Annotated in this window: 24 protein-coding genes; 10 read left to right on the top strand and 14 right to left on the bottom strand. The window is 67.7% G+C overall.

Translation table 11 applies throughout. From position 1 onward, the window contains the following. Nucleotides 1-2,658: a family 78 glycoside hydrolase catalytic domain gene (locus AB0M15_RS12405; protein WP_363816874.1), complete on the top strand. Its 2,658-nt coding sequence runs from the start codon at nucleotides 1-3 to the stop codon at nucleotides 2,656-2,658. Here AB0M15_RS12405 and trmB read toward each other — a convergent pair. The 4 genes from trmB to AB0M15_RS12385 all read right to left on the bottom strand — a co-directional run bounded on the left by trmB (nucleotide 2,639) and on the right by AB0M15_RS12385 (nucleotide 7,180). Further along, nucleotides 2,639-3,340, bottom strand: a complete 702-nt coding sequence (trmB, locus tag AB0M15_RS12400) for a tRNA (guanosine(46)-N7)-methyltransferase TrmB (protein ID WP_363816872.1) — start codon at nucleotides 3,338-3,340, stop codon at nucleotides 2,639-2,641. The genes AB0M15_RS12405 and trmB overlap by 20 nt on opposite strands. Before the next feature lie 30 nt (nucleotides 3,341-3,370). Next, nucleotides 3,371-3,805, bottom strand: coding sequence for an SRPBCC family protein (locus AB0M15_RS12395; RefSeq protein WP_363816870.1), 435 nt, complete (start codon nucleotides 3,803-3,805; stop codon nucleotides 3,371-3,373). After that, the gene (locus AB0M15_RS12390) at nucleotides 3,802-4,116 is read right to left on the bottom strand and encodes a helix-turn-helix domain-containing protein (RefSeq protein WP_363816868.1); all 315 of its coding nucleotides are present in this window, start codon (nucleotides 4,114-4,116) and stop codon (nucleotides 3,802-3,804) included. Before AB0M15_RS12390 ends, AB0M15_RS12395 begins: the two co-directional genes overlap by 4 nt. A 70-nt stretch (nucleotides 4,117-4,186) precedes the next feature. After that, the gene (locus AB0M15_RS12385) at nucleotides 4,187-7,180 is read right to left on the bottom strand and encodes a bifunctional [glutamine synthetase] adenylyltransferase/[glutamine synthetase]-adenylyl-L-tyrosine phosphorylase (RefSeq protein ID WP_363818419.1); all 2,994 of its coding nucleotides are present in this window, start codon (nucleotides 7,178-7,180) and stop codon (nucleotides 4,187-4,189) included. A gap of 286 nt (nucleotides 7,181-7,466) precedes the next feature. Here AB0M15_RS12385 and AB0M15_RS12380 point away from each other — a divergent pair, with 286 nt between their 5' ends. Continuing rightward, the gene (locus AB0M15_RS12380) at nucleotides 7,467-7,946 is read left to right on the top strand and encodes a hypothetical protein (RefSeq protein ID WP_363816866.1); all 480 of its coding nucleotides are present in this window, start codon (nucleotides 7,467-7,469) and stop codon (nucleotides 7,944-7,946) included. Between the two features lie 7 nt (nucleotides 7,947-7,953). On the opposite strand, the gene AB0M15_RS12375 is transcribed toward AB0M15_RS12380, so the two are convergent. From AB0M15_RS12375 to glnA, 3 genes are read right to left on the bottom strand one after another with little or no spacing between them, the layout of a single operon-like run. Continuing rightward, complete coding sequence (locus tag AB0M15_RS12375; protein WP_363816864.1) at nucleotides 7,954-11,589, bottom strand: PQQ-binding-like beta-propeller repeat protein; 3,636 nt, start codon at nucleotides 11,587-11,589, stop codon at nucleotides 7,954-7,956. Further along, nucleotides 11,586-12,665 carry a HupE/UreJ family protein gene (locus AB0M15_RS12370; protein ID WP_363816862.1) on the bottom strand — a complete coding sequence of 360 codons (1,080 nt, stop codon included), beginning with the start codon at nucleotides 12,663-12,665 and terminating at the stop codon, nucleotides 11,586-11,588. Before AB0M15_RS12370 ends, AB0M15_RS12375 begins: the two co-directional genes overlap by 4 nt. A 57-nt stretch (nucleotides 12,666-12,722) precedes the next feature. Next, nucleotides 12,723-14,063 (bottom strand): type I glutamate--ammonia ligase, encoded by a 1,341-nt coding sequence (gene glnA / locus AB0M15_RS12365; protein ID WP_343981334.1) that lies wholly within the window; start codon nucleotides 14,061-14,063, stop codon nucleotides 12,723-12,725. Nucleotides 14,064-14,197: 134 nt separating this feature from the next. Here glnA and AB0M15_RS12360 point away from each other — a divergent pair, with 134 nt between their 5' ends. Further along, a complete protein-coding gene (locus tag AB0M15_RS12360) occupies nucleotides 14,198-14,581 on the top strand; it encodes a DUF393 domain-containing protein (RefSeq protein WP_363816859.1) in 384 nt (127 codons plus the stop codon). A gap of 17 nt (nucleotides 14,582-14,598) precedes the next feature. Further along, on the top strand, nucleotides 14,599-15,003 hold the full coding sequence (locus AB0M15_RS12355) for a hypothetical protein (RefSeq protein WP_363816857.1): 405 nt from the start codon (nucleotides 14,599-14,601) through the stop codon (nucleotides 15,001-15,003). Here the strand turns inward: AB0M15_RS12355 and AB0M15_RS12350 are convergent. The 3 genes from AB0M15_RS12350 to AB0M15_RS12340 are packed head-to-tail and all read right to left on the bottom strand — an operon-like array spanning nucleotide 14,929 to nucleotide 16,965. Continuing rightward, entirely contained in the window at nucleotides 14,929-15,876 is a 948-nt protein-coding gene (locus AB0M15_RS12350) for an HTTM domain-containing protein (RefSeq protein ID WP_363816855.1), read from the bottom strand. The genes AB0M15_RS12355 and AB0M15_RS12350 overlap by 75 nt on opposite strands. Next, nucleotides 15,873-16,352, bottom strand: a complete 480-nt coding sequence (locus tag AB0M15_RS12345) for a hypothetical protein (RefSeq protein ID WP_363816853.1) — start codon at nucleotides 16,350-16,352, stop codon at nucleotides 15,873-15,875. Before AB0M15_RS12345 ends, AB0M15_RS12350 begins: the two co-directional genes overlap by 4 nt. A 43-nt stretch (nucleotides 16,353-16,395) precedes the next feature. Beyond that, a complete protein-coding gene (locus tag AB0M15_RS12340; protein WP_363816851.1) occupies nucleotides 16,396-16,965 on the bottom strand; it encodes a winged helix-turn-helix domain-containing protein in 570 nt (189 codons plus the stop codon). Nucleotides 16,966-17,033: 68 nt separating this feature from the next. Between AB0M15_RS12340 and AB0M15_RS12335 the strand changes: the two genes are divergently transcribed. The 4 genes from AB0M15_RS12335 to panB all read left to right on the top strand — a co-directional run bounded on the left by AB0M15_RS12335 (nucleotide 17,034) and on the right by panB (nucleotide 22,558). After that, the gene (locus AB0M15_RS12335) at nucleotides 17,034-17,624 is read left to right on the top strand and encodes a dienelactone hydrolase family protein (RefSeq protein ID WP_363816849.1); all 591 of its coding nucleotides are present in this window, start codon (nucleotides 17,034-17,036) and stop codon (nucleotides 17,622-17,624) included. A gap of 9 nt (nucleotides 17,625-17,633) precedes the next feature. Then, entirely contained in the window at nucleotides 17,634-17,996 is a 363-nt protein-coding gene (locus tag AB0M15_RS12330) for a nuclear transport factor 2 family protein (RefSeq protein ID WP_363816847.1), read from the top strand. Nucleotides 17,997-18,059: 63 nt separating this feature from the next. After that, nucleotides 18,060-19,832, top strand: coding sequence for an NAD+ synthase (locus AB0M15_RS12325; RefSeq protein ID WP_363816845.1), 1,773 nt, complete (start codon nucleotides 18,060-18,062; stop codon nucleotides 19,830-19,832). 1,847 nt (nucleotides 19,833-21,679) lie between these two features. Next, complete coding sequence (gene panB / locus AB0M15_RS12320) at nucleotides 21,680-22,558, top strand: 3-methyl-2-oxobutanoate hydroxymethyltransferase (protein WP_363818416.1); 879 nt, start codon at nucleotides 21,680-21,682, stop codon at nucleotides 22,556-22,558. On the opposite strand, the gene AB0M15_RS12315 is transcribed toward panB, so the two are convergent. Beyond that, nucleotides 22,555-23,457, bottom strand: a complete 903-nt coding sequence (locus tag AB0M15_RS12315) for an aldo/keto reductase (RefSeq protein ID WP_363816843.1) — start codon at nucleotides 23,455-23,457, stop codon at nucleotides 22,555-22,557. The genes panB and AB0M15_RS12315 overlap by 4 nt on opposite strands. A gap of 120 nt (nucleotides 23,458-23,577) precedes the next feature. Here AB0M15_RS12315 and AB0M15_RS12310 point away from each other — a divergent pair, with 120 nt between their 5' ends. Further along, entirely contained in the window at nucleotides 23,578-24,075 is a 498-nt protein-coding gene (locus tag AB0M15_RS12310) for an NUDIX domain-containing protein (protein ID WP_363816841.1), read from the top strand. 24 nt (nucleotides 24,076-24,099) lie between these two features. On the opposite strand, the gene AB0M15_RS12305 is transcribed toward AB0M15_RS12310, so the two are convergent. Together AB0M15_RS12305 and AB0M15_RS12300 are read right to left on the bottom strand one after the other, a co-directional pair. Beyond that, nucleotides 24,100-24,276, bottom strand: coding sequence for a hypothetical protein (locus AB0M15_RS12305; RefSeq protein ID WP_343981541.1), 177 nt, complete (start codon nucleotides 24,274-24,276; stop codon nucleotides 24,100-24,102). A 63-nt stretch (nucleotides 24,277-24,339) separates the two neighbouring features. Further along, the gene (locus tag AB0M15_RS12300; protein WP_363816839.1) at nucleotides 24,340-25,077 is read right to left on the bottom strand and encodes a helical backbone metal receptor; all 738 of its coding nucleotides are present in this window, start codon (nucleotides 25,075-25,077) and stop codon (nucleotides 24,340-24,342) included. Between the two features lie 314 nt (nucleotides 25,078-25,391). Between AB0M15_RS12300 and AB0M15_RS12295 the strand changes: the two genes are divergently transcribed. Further along, on the top strand, nucleotides 25,392-26,027 hold the full coding sequence (locus AB0M15_RS12295; RefSeq protein ID WP_363816837.1) for a histone H1-like repetitive region-containing protein: 636 nt from the start codon (nucleotides 25,392-25,394) through the stop codon (nucleotides 26,025-26,027). Nucleotides 26,028-26,106: 79 nt separating this feature from the next. On the opposite strand, the gene AB0M15_RS12290 is transcribed toward AB0M15_RS12295, so the two are convergent. Beyond that, the gene (locus AB0M15_RS12290; RefSeq protein WP_343981372.1) at nucleotides 26,107-26,295 is read right to left on the bottom strand and encodes a hypothetical protein; all 189 of its coding nucleotides are present in this window, start codon (nucleotides 26,293-26,295) and stop codon (nucleotides 26,107-26,109) included. Nucleotides 26,296-26,323 lie beyond the last annotated feature (28 nt).

Here is a 26,323-nt window from a genome sequence, read left to right as displayed (position 1 = left end):
ATGAGCTGGACCCCTGGTGGACCGTTGACCGCGGCCAAGCTCACCACCGAGTACGCCGACCGCCCGCTCGGTACCGACGTCAGCCGGCCCCGATTGGGGTGGATCGCGAGCGCGCCGGGGTACGGCGCGACGCAGTCGGCGTACCAGGTGCTGGTCGCGTCGACACCTGAGCTGCTGACGCCGGAGACGGCTGATGTCTGGGACTCCGGGCGGGTCGCCTCCGCGAAGAGCTTCGGTGTCCTGTACGACGGTCCCGCGCTCGAGCCGCGGACTCGTTATCACTGGGCTGTCCGGTTGTGGGACGGGCTGGAGCGGGGCGGGCGCTGGAGTGCGGGTAGCTGGTTCGAGACCGGGCTGCTCGACGAGGGTTTCGGGGATGCGCGGTGGATCGGCGCGCGGGACTCCGAAGTGCGGGATGAAGATGTGCCCGCGCCGTTGCTGCGGCGGAGCTTCTCGCTTGAGCCCGTCAGAAGCGCTCGGCTTTATGCCAGCGGGCTTGCCTACCAGGAGCTGCGGATCAACGGGCAGCGTGTGGGTGACTCGGTGCTCGATCCTGGGTTCACCGACTACGACGAGACGGTGCTGTCGGTCGCGTACGACGTGACCGGGCTGCTGCGGGCCGGCGACAACGTGCTCGGCGCTGAGCTCGGGCGTGGTTTCTTCGGGCTGTCCACGCCGAACGTCTGGCGCTGGCATCAGACGCCATGGACCGCCGAGCCGCGGCTGCTCGCGCGGCTGGTGATCGAGCACACCGACGGCAGCGTGACCGAGATCGTCACGGACGACGCGTGGCGGGTGGCCGATGGGCCGACTCGGTCGGACTCGTTGTTCTCTGGCGAGACGTACGACGCTCGGCTGCATCCGGCGGGCTGGGACGACGCCGGGTTCGACGACTCCGGGTGGAGCGCGGCTCTCGTCGTGGCGGCGCCGCGTGGTGAGGTACGGGCTCAGGAGTATGAGCCGATCCGGGTGATCGAGGACGTCGCGCCGGTCTCCTTCACCCGGCCGCGACCTGGTGTGTGGATCGCCGACTTCGGGCGGACGACGGCCGGGTGGACCAAGCTGCGAGTGACCGCTCCGGCCGGTACGACGATCAGCCTCACGCACGGTGAGTGGTTGCTTGCCGATGGCACCGTTTTCGCCGAGAACCAGCATGTGCACGAGGACCGGTTCCAGCGCGACGAGTACATCGCCTCGGGCGACGGGGTCGAGGAGTGGGAGCCGCGCTTCTCCTACAAGGGTTTCCGGTATGTGCAGCTCGAAGGCTTCCCGGGTGTGCCGGCGCGCGACTCGGTGACGATGCGGGTGGTGCATTCCGACGTGCCGGCGGTCAGCCGGTTCAGTTCGAGCGAGCGGCTCTACGAGCAGCTCGAGCAGGCGATGCGGCGGACCGTGCTCAACAACCTGCATGGCATCCCGACCGACACCCCGAAGATGGAGAAGAACGGCTGGACCGGCGACGCCCAGGTCGGCGCGCCGACGATGGCCGGCACGCTCGGGATGGCGCGCTTCTTCACCAAGTGGCTCGGCGACCTGCGCGACAGCCAAGACGCTACCGGCCGGCTGCCTGTCATCGTGCCGACGGGCGATTGGGGCTACACGGAGCTGGCTCCGGCGACCGAGTGGTCGACGGTCTATCCGTTCATCCTGCGCGAGATGCATCGCTGGTACGGCGACGACCGGCTGCTCGCCGACCACTGGGACGCCGTACTCCGCTATGTCGACTACGAACTCGATAGGGTCTCCGACGGGCTGTCGCTGAGCGTCCTCGGCGACTGGCTCCCGCCCGGCTACCAGGACGGCCCGCCACCCGAGGACCGGCGGCTGACCGGTACCGCGTATTTGTATCGCGCCGTCATCGCCGTCGCCGAGATCGCCGAGTTGCTGGGCAAGCCGGCCGAGGCCGATCGATTGCGGAAGGCTGCCTCGGAGCTCGTTGATGGGCTGAACCTGGCGTTCCTCGATCGGTCGGCCGGGATCTACCGGACCTCGTCGGATCCGGATTATCGGCAGACGTCGAATGCGGTGCCGCTCGCTTTCGGGATGGTGCCCGCTGAGGTGATTCCGTCGGTGGTGGCGAATCTGGTCGCGGACATCGAGGCGCGTGGGTTCCATCTCAACACGGGGTGTCTCGGGGTCGGCGTACTGCTCCCGGTGCTGACTGCTTTCGGCCATGGCGACGTGGCGGCGAAGCTTGCGTTGCAGCGGTCGTATCCCAGCTGGGGGTACTGGATCGACAACGGCGCCGACACGATGTGGGAGATGTGGGAGACGGACACCCGGTCGCGCAATCACTACTTCCAGGGCACGGTGGTGCAGTGGTTGCTGGAGAACGTGGCGGGGCTTCGGAATCTGGGTGGTGGGTGGGAGCGGATTCTCGTGCGGCCGGACGGTCGGGCGGGGGTTGATTCGGCTTCGTTGCGGACGGATACGGTGCGCGGCCGGGTGTCTGTGAGTTGGAAGCGGGTTGGGAGGGTGTTCCAACTCGAAGTACAGGTTCCTGTTGGGGCTACTGCCGAGGTGCACGTGCCGGCTGACGCTGTGGCTGATGTGACGGTGGTACCGGCGCCTTATGCGCCGGAGCCGGTCGCTGCCGACGGGTACTGCGTGTTCACGGTGCCGTCAGGTCACTGGAACTTCACGTCGCGGACTTCGTGAACATCAGGTCGTGACAGCTCCGGCCCTCGGCGTGCGCGCGTGACTCGAACTTGGTGATCGGCCGCCAGTCGGGGCGCGGCGCCCAGCCGTCGTACTCGTTGACCAGTTGCGGCTCCGCCGAGCAGATCGCCAGCATGTCGTCGGCGTAGTCCTGCCAGTCCGTTGCCAGATGCAACCTTCCTCCCGGCTGCAGCCGGGAGGCGAGCAACTTCACGAACGGCGGCGTGATCAGACGGCGCTTGTGATGGCGCTTCTTCGGCCACGGATCCGGGAAGAACACCCGTACCCCCGCCAGCGACCCGGCCGGCAGGTGGTCGGTCAGGAACTCGAGCGCGTCCCCGTGCAGCAGCCGGACGTTGTCGAGCTCGTACTTCTCCACCCACAACATCAACTGCCCGAGCCCTGCCGGATACACCTCGGCCGCGATGTGGTTGACGTGCGGAGCCTGCCGAGCCAGCTGCGAGGTCCCCTCGCCCATCCCCGACCCGATCTCGAGCACGGTAGGCGCTTCCCGCCCGAACCAGTCACCCAGGTCGACCAGCCCGGCGGGAATGTCTTCGAGTTTCCGCCCCAGCTGCGCCCAGTTGGTCTCCCAGACCCGCTGCTGCCCCACCGTCATCCGGACACTCCGCCGGACGGTACTGAACACCCCCGCCTGCCGCACCTGCTCCACCGTCTCCACCCGCCAATCGTAGGCGAGCCGGCCGATTGGTCAGAATTCGATCTGTAGCGTGCGACCGGTTTCCAGGTAGGTCTTCAGGTTGGCGAGGATGGGGCCCCAGCCGTTCCGCCAGCCTTCTACGGTGTCCTCAGAGATCTGGTCGTGCACCACTTGGAGCTTGACCACCGAGTCTCCGGCCGGGGTGATGGTGAAGGTGACTCGCCCGGGGACCTGCTCTTCGCCGACCTCGTTCTTGAAGGTGTAGGCGAGGGTTTTCGGCTCGTCGTAGACGAGTACTTCACCGGAGTCGGTCAGGCTGTCGTCGGCGCTGTCGTAGAACTGGACCGGCGAGCCGACCGTCCAGTCGGACTCGATCCGGCGGCCGAACCAGTACAGCTGGGTGAATGCACCAGACGTGAGCGCCTGCCAGAGTTTCTCCGGCGTGGTCTCGATGTAGGTGACGTGGATCATCGCGGGACTGCTCATGGTTTCTCCTCCAACGCTGCCTTCAGCGCACTGAGCGCGCGCAGCTTGTCGCGTTCGTAGTTGCCGATCCATCGCTCGGCGATCTCGTTGATCGGCACCGGATTCAGGTAGTGGTACTTGTTCCGCCCCCGCTTGACAGTGATCACCAGCTCCGCGTCCTCGAGGATCCGCAGGTGCTTCGTCACTCCTTGCCGGGTCAGCTCGGGCAGCAACTCGCACAACTCCCCGAGCGTCTGGCCGTTCCGCTCGCGCAACGCGTCCAGCAGCCCCCGCCGCTGCCCGTCCGCCAAGGCCTTGAACACCAGTTCCACCCCCACAAAATAGGCAACCAAAAGGTTGCCTGTCAAGCAAAGCCTTTCTCGGCGCGAGGTTCGAGCTGGTTCAGTCGCCCCAGAAGAGGCGGTCGACGACGTTGCGGGCCTGGCGGGTCCGGCGGAGGTAGTCGTCGGAGAAGCGGCTGGTCTCGCCGGCGTTGTAGCCGCAGATCTGGGCTACGGCGGCCAGGTCGCGGGGATCTCTGGGGAGGGAGTCGCTGGGGCGGGCGCGGACCAGCATGATCGCGTTGCGGATCCGGGTGGCCATTTCCCAGGCGCGGCTGAGGATGTCGGCGTCGGGCGGCTGGACCAAGCCGACGTCGACGGCTGCCCGCAGAGCACCGAGGGTGCGGGTCGTGCGCAGACCCTCGACCTGGTGGGCGTAACGCATCTGCAGGAGTTGCACCGTCCACTCGATGTCGGCCAGGCCGCCGCGACCGAGCTTGGTGTGGGTCGCGGGATCGGCACCACGAGGTAGGCGCTCGGCGTCCACGCGCGCCTTGATCCGGCGGATCTCCATCACGTCACGCTCGGAGATTCCGCCGTCGGGGTAGCGCAGCGGGTCGATGAGTTCACGGAACGCTCTGCACAGTTGGGGATCCCCACACAGCGGATCAGCCCGCAGCAACGCCTGCGCCTCCCAGACGGCCGACCAGCGGGCGTAGTACGACGCATAGGAAGCAAGCGTCCGTACCAACGGCCCCTGCCGGCCCTCCGGCCGCAGGTCGGCGTCGATCGCCACCGCCGGATCGGCACCAGGTAGCGCCAGCAATCGCCGCAGCTCAGTCGCCGCCTGGGTGGCGAAGTCCGTCGCCGCCTTCTCGGAGGCGCCCGGCAACGGGTCGTGCACGAACATCACGTCCGCGTCGGAGCCATAGCTCAGCTCATGCCCACCGAAGCGCCCCATCGCGACGATCGACATCCGCGTCGGTTCCGGCTCCCCCTTCGCCACCGTCCGCCGAGCGACCTCGAGCGCGGCCGTCAGCGTCGCCATCGACACCGTCGTCAACGCCTCCCCGACCGCCTCGACCTCGAGCAACCCGGACAGATCCGCCGCCGCGACCCGGAACAGCTCCCGCCGCCGAGCCCCACGAATCGCCGCCACCGCAGCCTCGGGCTCATCCTGCCGCCGCCCGGCCGCGGTCATCTCGGTCAACAACGACTCCGAGGAGCGCGGGGACAACTCCCGCTCGTCCGCCAGCATCGCCGTCGCCTCGGGCGCCCGCTGCAACAGATCCACCGCGTACCGCCCGCTGGCGAGCAAGTGGGCCAACCGCTCGGCGGACGCGCCCTCGTCCCGCAACTGGCGCAAGTACCAAGGTGTCGAGCCCAACGCATCCGAGATCGTCCGGAACGCCAGCAACCCGGCATCGGGATCGGGCGACTCGGCGAACCATCCGAGCATCGCCGGCAGCAAGGCACGCTGGATCGACGACCGCCGCGACACCCCCTCCGACAACGCCTCGATGTGCCGCAACGCCGACCCCGGATCGGCGTACCCGAGCGCGGTCAGCCGCTGCTTGGCAGCCTCTGGGGTCAGCCGCACCTCGCCACCAGGAATCCGCGCAACGGCGGCGAGCAACGGCCGGTAGAAGAGCTTCTCGTGCAACCGCCGTACTTCGAGCCCGTGCTTCTTCCAGGCCGCCGTCAGATCGTCGATCGGGTTCTTGGTGAATCCCAGCGACCGCCCCAAGCGACGCAGGTCGTCGTCATCGTCCGGGACCTGATGTGTACGCCGCAGCCGATACAGCTGGATCCGGTGTTCCATCGACCGCAGGAACCGATACGCATCGGCCAGTACTGCGCCGTCGGTACGCCCCACATAGCCCGAGGCGGTCAACTGCTCGAGCGCGACCAACGTAGTACCGCTGCGGACAGGTTCGTCGCTGCGTCCATGCACCAACTGCAGCAGCTGGACGGCGAACTCCACGTCCCGCAGCCCGCCAGGACCGAGCTTCAACTGGCGATCCGCATCGGCCGCTGGGATGTGGTCGACCACGCGGCGGCGCATCGCCTGGACGTCACCGACGAAGCCTTCGCGATCAGCCGCCGACCAGACCAGCTCGCGGGTCTTCGCGGCGTACTCCTCCCCGAGCTCGGCATCCCCCGCGACCGGCCGCGCCTTCAGCAGCGCTTGGAACTCCCACGTCTTGGCCCAACGCTGGTAGTACGCGAGGTGGCTGTCGACCGTCCGCACCAGCGGTCCGGCCTTGCCCTCCGGGCGCAGCGCGGCGTCCACCGGCCACAGCGTGCCCTCGGCGGTATGAGCCGAGCAGATCCGCATCGTCGCCGACGCCAAAGCAGTAGCCGTCTTGAGAGCCGGCGCTTCGGGCTCGCCCTCCAGCGGCTCGGCGACGAACAGGACGTCGACGTCGCTCACGTAGTTCAGCTCGCGGCCGCCACACTTGCCCATGGCAACGATCGCGAGCCGGCAGTCGGCCGCCTTGGGGTGCGCGGTGAAGTAGTCGTTGCGCGCGATCCGCAGGGCCGTCTCCAACGCGCCGCCCGCGAGATCGGCCAGTACTGCGGCGGTCTCGTCGACGAGCAGCCCTTCGGCGAGATCCCTCGACGCCAGCCGGAGCAACAACCGCCTGTACTCCACCCGCAGCGCATCGACCGGGTTGGCGGCATCGACGGCGGTCGCCAGGCATGCGGCGACATCATCCGGCGTCGGGCGGGACGCGGCCAGCGCTGGGTCTGCCAGGTCGTACCAGTGCCGTGGATGCACGCTCAAGTGCCGGCCGAGCGCCTCACTCGCACCCAGCACGAAGACCAGCCGCCGGCGGAAGTCGGGATCCATATCGAGACAGCGCGTGAAGGCGGCGAGATCGAAGCCGTTGGCATGCAGCGACTCGGCGATCCCGAGCAGCCCGGCCAGCGCGAGATCCGGGTCGGCCGACTCCCCCAGCGACGCGATCAGCTGATCGCTCGCCATCGGGCTGTGCTCGTCCGGCCCGCTCAGCGCGTCTAGCGCGTCCAGCTGATCCAGCATCCGCCCGGCCCGCGTCGAATCCGCAAACCCAGCCCGCGCCAACCGTCCAGCACCCGAAACCCTCCGCACCTCCGCCACGCCCGCCAGCCTAGTGCGGACCCCACCGCTCCACCGCAGCCGTCGTGTTGCGCCACCGGCAGCTGCTGCCGATGTGCGGCGCCTGAGGCCGGGGCGAGGGGCCAGGTGCCGGGGCCGGGGCCGGGCCCGGGGGTCGCGGCCGGGACCAGGGGCCGGGGGTCGGGGCCGGGGCCGGGGGTCGGGGCCGGGGTAGATCTCGGGTGGGTTGCGGTGGGATTGCGGTCAACACACGGAGTTGCCTGGCATATTCGGGCTGTAGTCGGCATGATGGCTCGTTATGGTCATGATGACGGGGTCGCTCGCTGTCCGGGGCACGGTGGTCTGGTTGACGCCCCAGCAGGGTGGGCGAGTGTCCGGGCCGCCCGAGCCGGACTACGACTACGACTACACAGCAACCGCTTACCTCCCACCGAGGTCAGCCGAAGACGGCCAAGCAGGCCTCTCCCTGCGCCGCTTCGCCCCCGGCGCCTGGCGCACCCCCGCCGAAGGCATCCTCGTACCCCCCAAGGGCCACCGAGCCCAACAAGTAGTCCCCGGCAACATCGTGATGATCACCGAAGGCACCCGCCCGGTAGGCCTCCTCACGGTAGAAGAAGTCCACGCCCTCGCCCCCGACGGCTCAGCAGTAGTCGAGCGGGCTCCGGAAATAGACATCACGGGCCTGACTGCCATCAAAACCGCCGACACCGACGCGCCGTACCGCCACTCCACGGCAACTGCCCGCTGGAGCTCGCACGAACGCGCCGGTGCCAGCTAGAAACTGCCTACTCGGCGGGGATCTGGTTCAGTACCGCGAATTTGTCGGCGGCGCCTCCGTTGGAGGTGACGACCAGTTTGCGGGTGATGGTGTGGGCGCCGCCCGCGGGGATGTCTAGTTTGAACTTGGACATGGTGAAGTTGCTTTGGGAGTAGCCGGTGAAGGGGCCGCTGGCGGTGGTGTAGATGAGGGCGTAGGTCTGGTTGTCGGGGCCCGTGCCTGCTTGGGCTATCCAGCGGTTTGCGTTTGGGGTCTGGCTGAAGGGGCCGCCGCTGGTGATGACTGGGAAGCCTGAGACTGCGGAGCGGGAGCCGGCGCCGTCGTGGTCCAGGGCGTCGCCGGCCCAGACGGAGAGGGCCGCCGGGGAGTCGTTGGTGAAGGTGGTGGCGGCGGTGACGTACTGGTCGTCGGGGGTTGCGGTGTAGGTGGTGACGATCTTCAGGCCGGGGTGTTCGGTGGAGGTGCCGGTCACCCGGACTACCGCCTTGGAACCGGTGTTCTCGACGATTTGTACGTCGTTCGAGCGGGTCTGGAGTTGCTGCCAGGAGTTGGCGCCCAGGGGTTCCGCGGTGCTGACGTAGGGCAGGTTGATCCAGTCGAGCTGGTCGGGCTGCCCGGTGATGGCCATGTCGAGGACCTTGCCCGTGGTGGACAAGTTCAGTTGCGGGTCGTTGTAGACCTTGGCGATCGCCAGCGCCAGATGCTTGTTCTCGATCACGATGTCGCCGGGGCCGCCCTCGACCAAGCCGTTGGGCAGTCGCTTGCCGATACTCGCGTCGACGGTCACCGGTGAGACTTCGAGGTTGACCTCGACCGCTCCCCCGGCAACAACCGAAACCTCGCGAGCGGCGGTCCCGTAGCCGAGCTGGGCGACCTGGATCGTGTACGTGCCGGCCCCCTGTGACAGGCCGATGCGATAGTTGCCAGCAGCATCAGTAGTGCTGGTACCGACAGACGACCCGTTCTGGACGACACTGACCGTCGTGTTGGCTGCCGGCGCGCCGGTGATCTTGTTGGTCACCTTGCCCGTGACGACCGGCCAGCGCGCAGCCGTGGTACCGCCAGGTGTGAAGGCGTAGAGGTTGCCGTCGAACGCCCCGACCACGACTGTGTTGCCGCTGACCGCAGGACCGGCCGACACCCAGGTACCGAGGTTCTGCTGCCACAACGGCTGACCGGTGCCAGCGTCGAGCGCATAGAAGCCACCGCTGTTCGCACCGACGAACAAGGTCGAGCCGGACAGCGCAGGCGAGGTGAAGGAGCCACCCCGGTACGTCGAACCCGGCAGCAGCTGATCCCAGATGACAGCACCGGTCGTCGCGTTCAACGCCGTGACCGCCCCACTCGGGAAGGACATGTAAACCGTGTTCCCCTTCAACGCGGCGGCCGACGGAGTAGCCCCGCTGCTGACCAGCGACGGATGCGAGCTCGTGTAGCTCCACAACACCGCCCCGGTCGCGCCGTCACGTGCCACGATCCCGTTGTTGGACCCGATGAACACCTTGCCGCCACCGGCCGACGGAATGCCGTCCTGCCAGCCGCCCAACGTATCCGTGCCGGTCCACAACTTCTTGCCGGTGGCAAGGTCATAGGCGATCACCAGACTGCCGTCCTCGTTGCCGACATAGACGCGACCATCGGCCACCGCCGGCGTCCCGTCGCTCATCGTCGCGCCGGCCATCGGCGAGGCCCAGATCCGCTGCCCGGTCTTGGCATCCAGCGCCAGCACGATGCCGCTGGCCGCCTCGCCGAAGCGCGTCTGGTACGGGAACAGAACCTTGCCGTCAGCAACCGTCACGCCGTAGTACCCATAGGTGCGCTGGTTGTTGCCCTCCGGCGCCGGCCCCGGATCGTTGCGCCACTTCAGCTCGCCGGTCTTGGCGTCCAGAGCGAAGAGCGAGCCACGCAAGGTCGGCACATAAACCAGTCCATCAGAGACAGCGATGCTGCCGTGCACGGACGACGGCACCTGGTAGGTCCACAGCACCTGACCGGTCGCCTGCGACACCGCGTGGACAGCGCTGTTGCCCTCACCGTTCTCGTCCCGCGTCCCGGCGTACACGACGCCGTCGACGATCGCGGGCGAGCCGGTCAGGAAGGTCCCCTTGGTCCGGTACGACCACGCCAGCCGCTGGCCGGCCTCGATCGAGTCCGCCGCGACACCGGCATGCGCCGCGTCACCGTGATGCTGCGACCAGTCGGCGCCGGCCACCGGAGCGATCGCCTTGTCAGCCGTGAAGGTGAAGTTCGAGGTCGCGGTCCACCGAGCACCGTCCTCATCCTCCACCTCGACCTCGACCGAATGCGGCCCGATCGGCTTCTTCAGTCCGGCCGGCAACGCGGCGTACCAGGTGAACTCACCCGTCGAGCGCAGATCCGACCAGTGCCCGCGGTCGACCCGGTACCGCGCGCTGACTGGCGCGTCGGTGGTGTCGTAGGCGTTCACCTGGATGCCCGGGAACTTGTCCAGCGGTACGGCGGTACCGGGTGCCGGGCTGACGATGGTGAGGTCCTTCTCCGCGCCGTAGATCCGGAACGGGTTGTCGAAGGACTTGTTGTCCATGTTGACGAACCGGAAGCCGCGCGGCGAGTTGTCGATCGTGTACGAGCTCGACACCGTCTGGATGTGCTTCGCCGTCTTGGCAAAGGAGCTGTTCGGCTCGACGTCGTTCGAGTGCTCGTGGCCGACCAGGATCAGCTCGGCGCCGTACTGCTCCAGCACCTTGCCGTACTCGTCGTAGACCGACGGCGATCCGAACGGCACATTCATCGGCTGGTGCGTCAGGACGACGAGGTGCTTGCCCTTCTTCACGTTCTGCGCGAGGTCGGCCTTGACCCATTCGAGCTGCTCGGCGAAAGGCGCGGCGCCATTGTTCTCCAGGACCAGGAAATGCCGGTCGCTGTAGTCGAAGGAGTACCACTCCGGGCCGACGTGTTTGCGGTAGTTGTCGATCCGTTCCGCGTATGTCGCGCCGGCGGCGTACTCGTGATTGCCGACGGCGGGCCAGACCGGCACCTTCGAGTTCGCCGTACTCGCCTTGTAGTAGTCGAATTCCGCGTCGGTCGCGTTGTTGGTCAGGTCACCGCTGACCTGGATGAACGCGAGGTCCTGACGGGTCGTGTTGATCTCGGTGATCTGCTCGGGCAGCTGCGCATTCACGTGCGGGTCGGCGACATTGCCGAAGGTGAATCCGCCGGACGCCGATTTCTTGTCCTTGCGCAGCCCGAAGTTGACCTCCTTCGCCGAACCGGCGGCCAGCGCGCCGAGATTGCGGTAGAACGTCGGCTGCATCGTGGCGTCGGTACCGACCGCGTAGCCCGCCGGTTGGGTGATGAACACCAGGTCGGTGGTGCGCCGCTCGACGTCGGACTCGAACGAGTAGTGCCCGGCGGCGTCGGTGAGCACGGCTTTCTGACCGTCGGACACGCTGACGCCGGCCAGCGGCTTCTCGCGGTTGTCGATCCGGCCGTCGTTGTCCTCGTCCTCGAAGACGGTGCCGGAGATGGTGGCGCTGGGCCCGTCGACCGCGCCGGCGATGACACCGGTGAGCGGTACGCCGACGACGAGGACGGCCAGTCCGGCGGTGGCTCCGTACAGGAGCTTGTGCCATTGCCCCAGGCGGGGCTTGGCGGAGGGAGTCATGAGAGGAAGAACCTTTCTACGAACCAGAAGAGGCCGAAGGCGGCGACGACCCCGGTCGCCGTACGTTGCGCCGGTACCGCGTACCTGCTCTTGCGGACCAGCAGGAGCAGCGGGAAGACCGCGACCAGCAGCAGCGCCTGGCCGGTCTCGATCCCGACGTTGAAGCTGAGAAGCGAGACCAGCAGGTCCGCGCTGATCTCATCGGTGATCCGCAACGACCCGGCGAAGCCGAGCCCGTGCAGAAGACCGAATCCGAAGACCACCGGCAGCCGGTGGCGGGTCGCGCCGAGCAGGTTCTCCAGCGCGACGAAGGCGATCGACAAGGCGATCAGCGGCTCGACCACGATCGCCGGGACGTCGAGTCCGCCCAGCAGCGTGGAGATCAGCGTGACGCTGTGCGCGAGGGTGAAGGTCGAGGTGACCTGCAGCAGGCTCTTGAAGCTCTGCGCGCCGATGATCAGGGCGATCACGAACAGCACGTGGTCCAGGCCGAGCAGGATGTGCTTCACACCCATCCGCCCGAACTGCAGGCTCGACGTCATCATCGAGTTGTCGCCGACGGTGAAGTCGTGGTGGCTGCGGTCGAAGACGGTCCGCCCGGAGCGGTCGGCGAAGTGGTACTCGACCAGGTTGGTGTGATCGTCGGCGACCGCGTCCGAGTCCTGGAACACCTTGTACAGAAGGTGGAACGAGCCCGTCGAGCCGGGGCAGGAGAAGGTCAGCGCGAGATCGGCGTACGGCTTGCCAGCTCTCGCAGCGACCGACGTACCGGTGAGCTCCGGTTCGCAGGCGGCTCCGTCGAGGGAGACGACGACCCGCTCATCGAGGTACTCCGCGAGCTTGGGCCGGGCCGCCTCCAGAGCCTCCTCGCGTTGCGCGTCGTCCTCGACCGGTACGCCCAGATCGACGGCTCGCGCCAGTACGGCGTACTCGAGGCTGAGCAGGTACTGGACCCGGGAGCCATCTTGAGTGACGGTCGAGTAGCCCGTCGACGCGATCACATGTGCGTCGGCGGTGCCGGCCCCCGCACCGAAGGAGGCCAGCACCAACCCGCACAGAACCAGCCATCGCCGCATGGAACGCAATCACACGCGCCCCGGACGACCAATAGATGACGCCTCAGGAAACTGGAGTCAGAGAACTGGCAGCAGCTTGTTCAGTTCGAACGGGGTGACCTGGCGGCGGTAGTCCTGCCATTCGACCCGCTTGTTGCGGAGGAAGAAGTCGAAGACGTGCTCGCCGAGGGTCTCGGCGACGAGTTCGCTGTCCTCCATCACCGAGATCGCTTCGGCGAGGCTGCTCGGCAGCGGCTTGATGCCCAGCGCCTTGCGTTCGCGGCTGGTCAGGGACCAGACGTCCTCCTCGACCTCGCGCGGTAGCTCGTAGCCTTCCTCGATGCCCTTGAGGCCGGCGGCGAGCATCAGCGCGAACGCGAGGTACGGGTTCGCCGCCGAGTCCAGCGACCGGAACTCGACCCGCGAGGACTGGCCCTTGTGCGGCTTGTACATCGGCACCCGGACCAGCGCGGAGCGGTTGTTGTGACCCCAGGAGATGAACGAGGGTGCCTCGTCGCCGACGGCGAGCCGCTTGTACGAGTTCACCCACTGGTTCGTCACCGCGGTGATCTCGGCCGCGTGGTGCAGCAGCCCGGCGATGAACGCGCGCCCGGTCTTGGACAGCTGGTACTGCGCGCCGCCCTCGAAGAACGCGTTCCGGTCACCCTCGAACAGCGACATGTGGGTGTGCATGCCCGAGCCGGGGTGCTCGCTCAGCGGCTTCGGCATGAAGGACGCGTAGATGCCCTGCGACAGCGCGACCTCCTTCACCACCACCCGGAACGTCATGATGTTGTCGGCGGTCGACAGGGCGTCGGCGTACCGCAGGTCGATCTCCTGCTGGCCCGGGCCGCCCTCGTGGTGGCTGAACTCGACCGAGATGCCCATCGACTCGAGCATCGTGATCGCCTCGCGGCGGAAGTCGTTGCCGATGCCCTGCGGGGTGTGGTCGAAGTAGCCCGACGAGTCGACCGGTTCGGGGTACGTGCCGGGCGCGCCGGTCAGCGACTTGAACAGGTAGAACTCGATCTCGGGGTGCGTGTAGAAGGTGAAGCCGAGGTCGGCCGCCTTCGACAGGGTCCGCTTCAGCACGTGCCGCGGGTCGGCGAAGGACGCCGAGCCGTCGGGCATGTTGATGTCGCAGAACATCCGCGCGGTGCCCATCGTCTCGCCCCGCCAGGGCAGGATCTGGAACGTCGACGGGTCCGGCTTGGCCAGCATGTCCGCCTCGGTCACCCGGGCGAAGCCCTCGATCGCGGAACCGTCGAACCCGATCCCCTCGGCGAACGCGCCCTCCAGCTCGGCCGGCGCCACCGCCACCGACTTCAGGAACCCGAGCACATCGGTGAACCAGAGCCGCACGAACCGTACGTCGCGCTCCTCGAGCGCGCGCAGCACGAACTCCTGCTGCTTGTCCATCGGCGAGTCCACCTCTCGTGTCTCTCAAACGCCTGAATCCCAGGGCCTCACACAGTCTGCCTCGGGCGTGTTAAGCAGACGTTACGTGTTGGAGGAGAGATCGCGCGCATCCGCCCCCGCAGTAGATTGGTGGCGTGCCGACCACCCCGATTCTGATCTTCGACGGCGACTGCGCCTTCTGTACGACGAGCGCGCGCTGGCTGCAGCGCAGGCTCGGCGGCGCGGTGCCGGTCGAGCCGTGGCAGTTCCTCGACCTGGCGGAGTACGGGACGACCACCGAGCGGGCGCAGTACGAGGTTTTGTGGGTGGACCAGGCCGGCACGGTCCACGGCGGCGCGCAGGCGTTCGCGCGCTGGCTGATCCACAGCGGCGGTGGGTGGCGACCGCTCGGAGTGATGATCACGCTCCCACCCGTGCGCTGGGTAGCGGCCGGCGTCTACCGGCTGATCGCGAACAACCGGGAGAAGATGCCCGGCGGCACGCCCGCGTGCGCCCTTCCTCCCCACGAAACGCCGTGAGGCTCTAGTCTCCTCTGGTGCAGACGATCTTCCATGCGGCGCTGGTGATAGCTGCGATCCTCTGTGCGGCCGACTTGCTGCTCAGCACGGGCCGGTTCATCCGGTCGGTCCAGCGTCGCCGTCCCGCCGAGCTGGATGTGCTGGGACGGCGCTGGCTGCCGATCCCGGAGCTCGGGTTCGGGATGTTCGCTTTCTGCTGCCCCGGGCTCGTCACGCTCGGCCTGACGCACGCCGACGCCGGTCTGCCGACCAAGCAGATCCTGTTCGCCGCGCTGATCTTCGGGTATGCCGGTGCAGTACTGTCCCGCGTCGTCCGTACGCCGGGACCTGGCGGCCGCCGCTTCCGGCTACGCGCCAGCCTGCTGCTCGGCCTGCCGGCTCTCTTCGGCCTGGTGTTCGGCCTCTCCGGCGTGGCTGTCTGACCTGACCCTGGATCGGCGCTCCTGGAACCAGGGCACGACCCGCTCCAGCGGAGCGAACGCCAGCCAGCAGACCACGGTCGGCAGGAAGTGGATCAGCAGGATCGCGGTGTTCGCGACGTGGAAGCCGAGGAAGAACAGCGCGCCCATCAGTTGCCACCGGCCCTTGAGCCAGAGGATGACCGGCGAGCAGAACTCCCCGATGATGCCGACCCACTGCATCACGTGCAGCATCCACGGATGGTGCAGCAGCCACTCCCCGACCGGATGCGGGCGACGCACGATCGCCCAGGTCAGGATCGCGCTGCCCGGCCAGGCCAGCGTCCAGCCGGCGCCGCGCAGCTTGGCGATCGCGGAGAGGAAGTACGTCGCGATGACCGCGATCTGGACGCAGCGGATCGCCCAGCCGGCTGCCTCCGACCGGGTCTGGTCGGCGTACGGCGAGACGTCGCGGCGCCACTTGGTGTTCCAGCCTTTGACGGCTGGGGCGACGGTCGGCATCACCCAGAGCGCGACGACGAGCGCGAGGTGGTCGTGGTCGACCTTGCCGTCGCTCATCCCGATCAGCACCCACCAGGTGAAGGCCGGCGCGACGATCCAGCCGGCCAGACTCGGGAGCCGGTTGGTCGCGCCGATCAGGCAGAACACGATCAGTACGAAGTACAGGGTGGTGGTGTTCGCGACGGACGGCTTCGGGAGGTCGAGGAGCCGGGCCAGCAGCAGCGGCTGGTAGAGGCCGGGATGCTCGCCCTTGAGGCGGGTGTCGCGGACGAAGGCATGCATGTCGAGGATGACGAACAGGTAGAGGATCGTCCGCAACCACGCGATCCGCGCGAGAGCGATGGTCGGCGTGAACCAGTTGGCTACCTTGTTCACTTCCGCACCTGCCAGGTCGCCAGGACCTCGGGGACCGGGTCGCCCTCGACCCGGCCCTTGACCAGCGTGGTCGTGTCGCGGATCAGTTCGAGCTTCACGTACTTGGGCTTGTCCGGGTGCTTGCGGGCCCAGCCGTCCGCGACGGACTGCAGCAACGATGGGTCCTTCACGATCTCGCCGGTACGCGCCTCGATCTCGGCCCTTGCGACGCCGGCGCCCTCGATGTTGAGCGGTACGTCGACCGTCGTACCGGCGTCGGTCTGCGCGCTGATCCGGGTGTAGGTGATCGACGCGTCGTCGGCGACCGATCCGGCGTACTGCGACATCGGCCCGAACGGCCAGGCGTCGTCACTCGCCCGCACCGACCCGTTGATCAGCAAGCCGATCCCGACCAGCGCGACGACGACCCTGACGGCCTTGCCCACCGTCCCCAGCCGGACATCCCCAGTACGTTCCTTCGTCACCACGCCCGCCATTACACACCAAGGCGGTGTTCGGGTCGTCGTTCCTTCGACTGACTCAGTCCGCGTCGCCGGCCTGTGGTGGCAGCGTTGGATAGTCGGTCACCGGGTAGGCGCCGACGACGAACCCGTACGTCGTATCGCCGGACCGCGGCAGCTTGTCGAACTCCTGGATCAACTCGTGCACCCGTCCCCAGAACTCCCCGATCCGCTCGTCGGGAACCCGGGCGTGCCGGATGAAGGAGCGCAGCTGGCCGGCCTCGAACGCGGTGACCGACTCCTTCGCCGCGACCTCGAAGTCGTTGAAGTCCAGCGCCCCGGTCCGGCCCATCTCGTAGAAGAACACCCGGGCGGCGCGGCCGTAGAACCGTTCCTCGATCGCCCGCACCCGGCGGGTCCGGACGACCTTCAGCAGCCCGGCGTCGGCGAGCACGTTGACGTGGTGCGCGACCGTGCTCTTCGGGCGCTTCACCGCGGCGGCCAGCTCGGTCACCGTCGCGGCGCGCTCGTGCAGCAACTGGATGATCGACGTCCGGAGCGGGTCGCTGATCGCCTTGACCTGCTCGGCCGTCGTGAGCTCGAGGGTGTCCTCGAGCTCGTAGTCCGGTACCTGGGGATTGCTTGTCATGGTCGGATCAGACTAACATCGCAGAACGTTCGACATTCTTGGATCATTCATCTCCTGAGAGGTTCGCGATGGCTGAGGTAGTGCTGTTCCACCACGCCCAGGGACTGACCGACGGGGTCCGGGCCTTCGCCGAGACACTGCGCGAGGCCGGCCACACCGTGCACCTTCCCGACTCCTACGAAGGCAAGGTCTTCGGCACCCTCGACGAGGGGCTCGACTACGCGCGGCAGACCGGGTTCGGGGTGGTGAAGGATCGCGCGGTCGCCGCCGGCGAGAAACTCGGCGAAGGCGAACTGGGCAACGGACTGGTCTTTGCGGGCTTCTCCCTCGGGGTGATGGCTGCCCAGCAACTGGCCCAGACGAGCACCGCGGCTCGGGGTGCACTCTTGCTGCACGGCTGCATCCCGGTCTCTGAGTTCGGCGAGAGCTGGCCTGCGGGTGTTCCCGTTCAGGTGCACGCGATGGAGGAGGACCCCTTCTTCATCGAAGAGGACGGAGACCTCACCTCGGCGAACGCCCTGGTCGCTTCTACGTCCGATGCCGAACTCTTCCTTTACCCCGGCAAGGGACACCTCTTCACCGACAGCTCGCTGCCGGACTACGACGAGACCGCGGCGACCCTCCTGAAGAGCCGGGTGCTGGACTTTCTGAAGGACTAACATCGGCGGATGCCGACGATTCAGCAGGTGGCTGAGGCGTTCTCCAGCCATCGGTTCCGGGAGATCTATGAGTTCCTGCACCCGCAGGTCGAGTGGACCCTGGTAGGTGCCGCGCGACTCGAGGGGACCGAGCAGGTCCAGGCCGCCTGCGAGCAGTCGCTCGGCCAGCTGGAGCGGACCACCACCCAGTTCCTCCGCTTCAAAACAGTCGTCGGCCCGGACGCCGTCGCCATCGATACCGTCGCCAAGTACGTCGACGCCAGATGGAACTCGTCCTTCGTCCGCTCCTGCGACATCTACGAATTCACCCAGGGCTACCTGACCACCATCACCACCTACACCGCGGCGATCGAACCCGAGGACCTTCCGTAAAGTCCGGCCAACTTCTTCGGGCAGGTCGGTGGCCGGGGCACGGGTAACCAGTAGGGTGCTGCAGTGCCTCAGCTTCGGGTTGCTCTCGCTCAGCTCAACGTGACGGTCGGTGATGTCGACGGCAATGCCGAGAAAGTCGTCACCTGGACCCGGAACGCCGTTGAGCGGGGCGCCCATGTGGTGGCCTTCCCGGAGCTCGCGCTGACCGGTTATCCGGTCGAGGATCTGGCTCTGCGCGCATCGTTCGTCGATGCCTCGCAGGCCAAGATCAAGAGCCTCGCTCAGCGGCTCGCCGAGGAAGGTCTCGGCGAGATCGTGGTCGTCGTCGGCTACCTCGACCGCGCTTCCGGTACTGCGATGGGCGTCGACCGGCTCGGCCGCCCGAAGGGTTCGCCGACGAACTCGGCCGCGGTGCTGCATCGCGGCGAGGTGGTCACGTCGGCGGTCAAGCACCACCTGCCCAACTACGGCGTCTTCGACGAGTTCCGGCACTTCGTCCCGGGCGACAGCCTGCAGGTGATCCGGATCCACGGCGTCGATGTCGCGCTGGTGATCTGCGAGGACCTCTGGCAGGACGGCGGCCCGGTCGCCGCGACCCGGGCCGCGGGCGCGGGCCTGCTGCTCGTCATCAACAGTTCGCCGTACGAGGCCAACAAGGACGACGTCCGTGGTGAGCTCGTCACCCGGCGAGCCCGCGAGGCCGGTTGTTCGCTCGCGTACGTGAACCTCGTCGGCGGGCAGGACGAGCTGGTGTTCGACGGTGACTCGCTGATCGCCGATGCCGAGGGCAAGGTGTTCGCGCGGGCGCCGCAGTTCGAGCAGGGCAGCATGGTCGTCGACCTCGACCTGCCGGCACCGACCGGGACGCCGGGTGGCGAGCATGAGGGCATCCGGATCGAGCACACGGTGCTGCACGAGGAGCCGCTGGCGCAGTACGAACCGATCGCGTCGGCGCTGGCACCGCGACTGTCGGACGAGGCGGAGATGTACGGCGCTGTCGTGCTCGGCCTGCGCGACTACGTGCAGAAGAACGGCTTCAAGTCGGTACTGCTCGGGCTGTCCGGCGGCATCGACTCGTCGCTGGTCGCCGCGATCGCTTGCGACGCGATCGGCGCCAAGAACGTCTTCGGCATCTCCAACCCGAGCGTCTACTCCAGCGAAGGCTCCAAGGACGATGCCGCCGAGCTGGCCGCGCGGACCGGGCTGAACTACCGGGTGGTGCCGATCCAGCCGATGGTGCAGCCGTTCCTGGACACGCTCGGGCTGACCGGGCTGGCCGAGGAGAACCTGCAGGCGCGTGTTCGCGCGGTGATCTGGATGGGCCTGTCGAACGCCGACGGCCACCTAGTACTTGCCTGCGGCAACAAATCCGAACTGTCCGTCGGCTACTCGACGATCTACGGCGACGCGGTCGGTGGCTACGCGCCGCTGAAGGACGTGCCGAAGACGGTCGTCTGGCGGCTGGCGAAGTGGCGCAACGCGGATGCCAAGGAGCGCGGGCAGCAGCCGCCGATCCCGGAGAACGCGATCGCCAAGCCACCGTCGGCCGAGCTCCGGCCGGGCCAGAAGGACACCGACTCGCTGCCGCCGTACGACCTGCTGGACGACATGCTCGACGACTACGTCGAACAGGACCGGGGTACGGCGGAACTGGTGGCGGCGGGCTTCGACACCGAGCTGGTCAGCAAGGTTATTCAGCTGGTCGACAAAGCGGAGTACAAGCGGCGGCAGTATCCTCCGGGTCCGAAGATCACCCATAAAGCCTTCGGCCGGGATCGGCGACTACCGATCACCAACGCTTGGCGTGAGGACGCGAGGAAGGCGACAGAGACCTGAGTGGTTCGTGGCGAAACCGCCCTTTCAACGACAGCCCGTTCTTTCCGCCCGAGGATCCCGAGCAGGCTGATTCCTTCAGCGTGCCCGAACGCCGGAAGCCTGACGCGTCAGGTGTGAGCGATCCCTCAGCATCGGCCGGTAGCGCTCACCCTGCGCAACGGTGGGACGATGAGCCTATGGTTGACAACTTCATGTCGGCCGGTACCAACGGCGACGCCGACGACGAGCTGCCGGCGCCGTACGGGACCGGACCGAAGAACCGGACAACCGAGGATCAGCACCGCTCGGACTATGGCTACGCCGGAGGCTCCGGCGACGGCGGCTGGCGCGAGCGTTCGACCGCGCTGGACGGGCTCGACCCTGCGCCGTCGCTGCCGAACGCCCCGAGGTCGTACGAGCGTGGGCCGGTGCCGCAGCAGCCGTATGTGCCGAAGCCGCCGTTCCTGCCGGAGCGCGACTACCCGGCCGGCGGCTATCCGCAGCAGGCGGAGTCGCCGTCGTACGGTGGCGCGCCGGGCTGGGGCGAGCGGGACACGTACCAGGAGCCTGGTGGGTTCGAGCCGGGGTCGCCCTTCGCACCCCGACCGCCGTACCAGGACCGGCCGCCCCAGGATCGCGCTGCTGCTGAACGCGCTGCAGCTGAGCGGGCTGCGCAAGAACGGGCAACGGCCGAGCGAGTGGCACAAGAACGAGCCACAGCCGAGCGGGTGGCACAGGAACGAGCTGCGGCTGAGCGCGCTGCACAAGAGCGGGCGGCGGCAGAGCGAGTGACTCAGGAGCGAGCAGTACAAGAGCGGGCAGTACAGGAACGTGCGGCGCAGGAACGTGCAGCCGCGCAGGAACGAGCCGGCCAAGAGCGGGCGGCGCAGGAGCGGCAGGCGTTGGAGCGGCAGCAGCAGGAGCGGTACCCGGACCGTGGGTACCCCGAGCAGAGCCCGTTCCGGCAGCAGCCGCCCGGTGCCCAGCAAGGACAGCCGCCGTTCGGACCCGGCCGCAACGGCACCAGTGCTCCCCCGCCGTCCCGCCCTGGACAAGCAGCCCCCGGCATCGGCGCTGCGACCGGCCCCCTCGGCACACCGTCGGGTCCTCTCGGTACTCCGCCCGGCCCGGCCCTTGGTGGGCCGGCTGGACCCGCGCCGTCGCGTCCCGGAGTACCGGGCAATGGCTCGCCGCTCGGCCCGGGTAGCAACGGCCTAACACCCCACTCCTCCAACGGCTCGGCCGCGAGCAACGGATGGACCCAAGCCGGTCCCGAGTCGCGCGGGCCGGCGGCCAACGGTGGAAGCGCCAACTGGACGCAGGCTGGTCCAGAGTCGCGGGGACCGAGTGCCAACGGCCTGCCGGCGAACCCGGCCGGACCGGGCGCCAACGGTCTGCGGTCTCCCGGCAACGCCAGCTCGAACGGTACGACCGGAGCACTGGGCACTCCCCCACACAACGGTCCTGCTGCAGGTCGCAACGCGGCCGCTGGCCAAGACCCGGGCAACCGGGCCGGGCAAGGATCTACTGGCTGGACAGGCGCTGCACCGGCACCCACGTCGGGACCGCCGGCCAATGCGTCTACTTCTGCCAATGGCTATCCGTCTGATCCATCCGCCGAGTACGAGAGCAATGCGCCCTTGAGTGCTGCACCGACCTCCACCGATGCTCTGCCGGTGATCAAGGCGGAGACCCCTCCGCGACCCGCGGGAGCGCGGCGACGGGCCGACGTACAGCAGGATGCGCCTAGCCAGGTACCGGAGGCACCTGTGAGCTCACACCGTGCTCGTCGCGCAGGTGCATCGCCTGCGACAGCTGAGCCGGCTGCAGAGACCAGTACGCCGAAGGACGCGGCCAAGCCGGCCGCTGTGAGCAACAGCCTCGGTGGCAACGCCGGTAGCGCTGCACTCGGGTCGGCTGGCGGCAGTACACCGGCAGACGCGAGCAAGCGGCCGCGGCGCTACCGGATCCATCACCTACGGGACATGAAGAACCGCGGCGAGAAGTGGGCGATGCTGACCGCCTACGACCAGTACACCGCCGAGATCTTCGACCAGGCCGGCATCCCCGTGCTGCTGGTCGGTGACTCCGCCGCGAACAACGTCTTCGGCTACGAGTCGACCCTGCGCGTGACTGTCGACGAGTTGATCCCGTTGTCGCGCGCGGTCGCGGGTGCCGTCGAGCGGGCGCTGGTCGTCGCCGACCTGCCGTTCGGTTCGTACCAGGCATCGCCCGAGCAGGCCTTCCACACTGCTGTCCGGTTCATGAAGGAAGCGGGCGTGCACGCGGTGAAGCTGGAGGGCGGGCGCAACATGGTGCCGGCCGTGGAGAAGCTCACCCAGTCCGGCATCCCCGTGATGGCGCACATCGGCTTCACACCGCAGAGCGAGCACACGATCGGCGGCTACCGCGTCCAAGGCCGCGGCGACCAAGCAGCCGGCCTCATCGACGACGCCGTCGCCCTGGCCGAGGCCGGTGCGTTCTCCGTTGTCCTGGAGATGGTCCCCGGCGATGTCTCCGCGGAGATCACCAAGCGCATCCCGATCCCGACCATCGGCATCGGCGCCGGCCGCGACACCGACGCCCAGGTCCTCGTCTGGCAGGACATGGCCGGCATGCGCGCCGGCCAGATGCCCCGCTTCGTCAAGCAGTACGCCGACCTCCGAGGCATCCTCACCAACGCCGCCACCGCCTTCGCCGCCGACGTCACCGGCGGCACCTTCCCCAGCGACGAGCACACCTTCTAGATCCAGGGCAGCGCCGAACGCTCTGACCAGTACTCGTAGGGCTCTTGGACGAACTCGTCCAGGGGCCCTTGTACTACGGGCGCGAGGTTGCTCTCGAGTTGTTCGGGGGTTGTCGCGCCGCTGAGGACGATGTCGGCCCAGGGCTGGGCCGCCGCGGCGCCGATGGCCAGGGCGTCGGGGGCTACGCCGTGCTTCTCGGCGAAGACGTTGAAAGGGGTTTCGCCGGCCTTCGCCGTGAGGCGGCCGTTGGCGACCGCTTCCTTCACCACCACGAACCAGCCCGCGTCATGCGCCTCCGCCAACGCGGGACCGGCTGATCGCTCGAGCACGTTCCAAGTGGACTGGACCGCAGTGAACGGGGTGTTCGAGGACAGTGCCTTGCGCAACGTCTCGGCTTGGCGTGGGCCGCTGGTCGAGAGGCCTACGCGTACGCCGGTGTCCGCGAGCTCGCGGAGGCGGTCGAGGAGCTTCGGGTCGTCCAGCGCGGGACTGTCGGACGTGAGGCTGTGCACGAGGTAGAAGTCGGGCGGGCTGCCGAGTGCGCGCAGCGTCTCGGGCCACTGCCGCTCGAAGGTGCCGAGCGAGTGGTCCTTCACCTCATGGGTGTCCGCATCATGCTTCCAATCGGCGACGTAGGTGTAGCCCCACTTCGATCCGATGGTGAGCTGGCTGCGTCGCTCGGGTGTGAGCCACTCCCCCAGGAACGACTCGGCCAAACCATACGAGCGCGCGGCGTCGAAGTACCGGACGCCGGCCTTCCACGCCTGCTCCAGCAACTCGTGCGTGAGCCGCCGTAGATCGTCGACCTCACGTCCGCGCGGAAGGTCCTGGTCGTGCCCGAGATTGATGTACCCCGGCCGCCCGAGAGCAGCGAGTCCGAGGCCGATGCGTGCAGTCATGTTTCGATGCTCTCACCACGACTCAACAGCCGTTGCCCGATGCCCGCATTCGGGACGGCGCAGCGAGACGCGCCGCGCGACGCGTCGTGGTACCGGCTGTGTCGTCTAGCGTTTTGAGGTGTGACCGAATCCCGCCTGCCACCGCCCGGCACCGTCGTCCGGCGTACGACGGCCCGCGTCCTGCCTGTCCGCCCGGACGGCAAGGTGTTGCTGCTGCACGGCTGGGATCCGCTGAAACCGCAGACGCCGTACTGGTTCACGATCGGCGGCGGCGTCGAGGCTGGCGAGACGGTCGAGCAGGCCGGCATCCGCGAACTGCGCGAGGAGGTCGGCATCGTCTGGCCGGCCGAGCAGCTCGGTGCGCCGGTGGCGACGAACACGATCGAGTTCGAGTGGGGCGGCTGCCCGATCATCCAGCACCAGACGTTCTTCGCGGTCGGCGTCGACGCGGTCGAGGTGAGCTTCGCGAACCAGGAGCAGCTCGAGCTGGAGACGATCAGCGCGCACGGCTGGTGGCACGCCGACGAACTCGAAGCGACCGGCCAGGCCGCGCATGAGACGATCCCCGACCTGCTCCGGCGAGCGGTGGAGGCGATCCGGTACCGCGAGGCATCCTGAGCCACGCCCGGCCGGCGCGGGCGCTCAGCGGGCGCGAGCGGCCTTCAGGACCTTCTTCGGGAGCTTCTTGTCCACGATGTAGTGCCGCAGGTCGAGGCGCTCGGCGCAGCCTGCGTCACTGAGCCGCTTGAGGACCACCGGGCACTTCTTGCACCTCGGCTTGTCCTTGCAGCACTTCTTCTTCGCGGTCATGGACGGCACGCGGTAAGCGTAGGTGAGGCTTTCCTAACCGTCTACCTGAGAACTCAGCAATCGTGTCGCACGTCACGCCAGTTGTTCGGTGAGCAGCGCCCGCGCCTCGACCAGTGACGGTCCGTACCAGGTCAGATGCCGCCCGCTCACGGGATAGGCGGGCCGTTCGAATGCCTCCGGTCCGTCCTCGGACGAGAACGCATAAGGCTCATCGGGAAGCACCACCAGGTCGTACTCCGGTACGCCCGCCAAGTCGATCTTCGGATAACGCTCCGGTGATTCCGCGAGCACATTGTCGACCCCGAGTCTTTGCAAGAGATCACCCGCGAACGTGTCCCGGCCCAACGCCATCCACGGCCGCCGCCAGATCGGAATGAGGGCTCGCCGGCGCGGTCCGGCGTACGGCGTGCGCCACACTTCGCGCGCTCGCGTGAGCCACTCCGGCACTTCACCGATGACCGCGCCGAGCATTCGCTCGAGCGAGTTCAGCGATTGCCCGACGGTCGTCGGCGCGGTCACCCAGACGGTGAGTCCGGCAGTTCGCAACGCGTCGAGATCGGCCGCCCGATTCTCTTCTTCATTCGCGATGACGACGTCCGGCGCGAGCTCGCGAATGAGCTCGAGATCAGGATTCTTGGTACCGCGAACGCGGGTCACGTCGAGGTCCGCGGGATGCGTGCACCAGTCCGTCGCACCGACCAGAAGTGTTGCGTGCGTGGTCGCGATCGCCTCCGTCAAAGACGGCACGATGCTGACCACCCGACGCACTCGCGACGGTACGTCGACCACCGTTCCGAGGTCGTCCCGCATGTGTTCGCACCCCTCTTCACAGGCCGGTCGAGCAGACGTTGCCGATGACAACACTGCGCCGAAAGCACGACGAATCGGCACTTCGGTGGCAACTCTACGCGCGTGTCGCCAACATTTCTTTGCCGCTGTTCGGCAGCCTACTGCCACCGTGAAAACCCAACTCTGCAAGGGTTTCCGGACATTTCGCCGTTGACGGTGCCCGGGACGCCTTAACGTGCAGACCTTTCGGGTGCTTTACGAATGGCACAAGTGTTGTCATCATCAGGACGACGAGGAATCCACCGTGGTTTTCCTCAGCGCACCAAGGAGGCAGAGTGCCAGCCACAAAGGCAGCCGCAGGGAAGGCGACAGCCAAAAAGGCTTCTCCCGCCAAGAAGACCGTCGCCAAGAAGGCCAGTGCAGCGAAGACGACGACCGCACGCAAGGTCACCGCTGCGAAGAAGACGACGGCGAAGAAGGTGACAGCGGCGAAGAAGGCACCGGCCAAGAAGGTCGCCGCGAAGAAGACGCCGGCGAAGAAGACGGTCGCCAAGAAGACCGTGGCCAAGAAGGCGCCGGCGAAGAAGGTGACCGCCAAGAAGACGGTTGCGAAGAAGGCCCCGGCCAAGAAGGTGACCGCGAAGAAGACGGTCGCCAAGAAGGCCCCGGCGAAGAAGACGGTCGCGAAGAAGACCGTTGCGAAGAAGGCCCCGGCCAAGAAGACCGTGGCCAAGAAGGCGCCGGCGAAGAGGACCGTCGCGAAGAAGGCTCCCGCGAAGAAGGTCGCCGCCAAGAAGGCACCGGCCCGCAAGGTCGCGGCCAAGAAGGCCCCGGTCCGCAAGGTCGCCGCGAAGAAGGCCCCGGCCCGCAAGGTCGCCGCCAAGAAGGCGCCCGCGCGCACCGCTGTCGCCAAGCGGGCGACGACGGCGCGGAAGGCACCGGCGCGCAAGGCCGCCGCGAAGAAGGCCTGATCGCTGTAACGCAGTAGCAGCCGAAGGGCACCACCGATCTGTTCGGTGGTGCCCTTCGGTCACGTCAGCAGGGTGTCGATCAGTCGTCGTTCCAGTTGGGGTCGTTGTCCCAGGCCTCGTTGCGTTCCTGGACCTTCTCCAGCGCCCGGGCGGCTTCCTCCGGTGAGCTGTACGGCCCGAGCCGGTCGCCGGACTTCTCGCCCTGGTACGGCTCGACCTTGCCGGTCTTGGTGTTGTAGTACCACTCGTTGCTGTGATCGTCGCTCATAACGGGCTGACCACCTCCTGAGGTGTTT

It is taken from the genome of Kribbella sp. NPDC051718, from assembly GCF_040681515.1.
Classification (GTDB): domain Bacteria; phylum Actinomycetota; class Actinomycetes; order Propionibacteriales; family Kribbellaceae; genus Kribbella.
The sequence above is the reverse complement of the archived record's forward strand: the minus strand, read 5'-3'. Positions and strand labels throughout refer to the sequence as shown.

Bases quoted from the DNA above. Each gene is read 5' to 3' on its own strand.
- AB0M15_RS12405 (WP_363816874.1), top strand. From the start codon at position 1: ATGAGCTGGACCCCTGGTGGACCGTTGACCGCGGCCAAGCTCACCACC.
- AB0M15_RS12395 (WP_363816870.1), bottom strand. From the start codon at position 3,805: ATGAGCAGTCCCGCGATGATCCACGTCACCTACATCGAGACCACGCCG.
- AB0M15_RS12380 (WP_363816866.1), top strand. From the start codon at position 7,467: ATGGTCATGATGACGGGGTCGCTCGCTGTCCGGGGCACGGTGGTCTGG.
- AB0M15_RS12375 (WP_363816864.1), bottom strand. From the start codon at position 11,589: ATGACTCCCTCCGCCAAGCCCCGCCTGGGGCAATGGCACAAGCTCCTG.
- AB0M15_RS12370 (WP_363816862.1), bottom strand. From the start codon at position 12,665: ATGCGGCGATGGCTGGTTCTGTGCGGGTTGGTGCTGGCCTCCTTCGGT.
- glnA (WP_343981334.1), bottom strand. From the start codon at position 14,063: ATGGACAAGCAGCAGGAGTTCGTGCTGCGCGCGCTCGAGGAGCGCGAC.
- AB0M15_RS12345 (WP_363816853.1), bottom strand. From the start codon at position 16,352: ATGGCGGGCGTGGTGACGAAGGAACGTACTGGGGATGTCCGGCTGGGG.
- AB0M15_RS12340 (WP_363816851.1), bottom strand. From the start codon at position 16,965: ATGACAAGCAATCCCCAGGTACCGGACTACGAGCTCGAGGACACCCTC.
- AB0M15_RS12335 (WP_363816849.1), top strand. From the start codon at position 17,034: ATGGCTGAGGTAGTGCTGTTCCACCACGCCCAGGGACTGACCGACGGG.
- AB0M15_RS12330 (WP_363816847.1), top strand. From the start codon at position 17,634: ATGCCGACGATTCAGCAGGTGGCTGAGGCGTTCTCCAGCCATCGGTTC.
- AB0M15_RS12315 (WP_363816843.1), bottom strand. From the start codon at position 23,457: ATGACTGCACGCATCGGCCTCGGACTCGCTGCTCTCGGGCGGCCGGGG.
- AB0M15_RS12300 (WP_363816839.1), bottom strand. From the start codon at position 25,077: ATGCGGGACGACCTCGGAACGGTGGTCGACGTACCGTCGCGAGTGCGT.
- AB0M15_RS12290 (WP_343981372.1), bottom strand. From the start codon at position 26,295: ATGAGCGACGATCACAGCAACGAGTGGTACTACAACACCAAGACCGGC.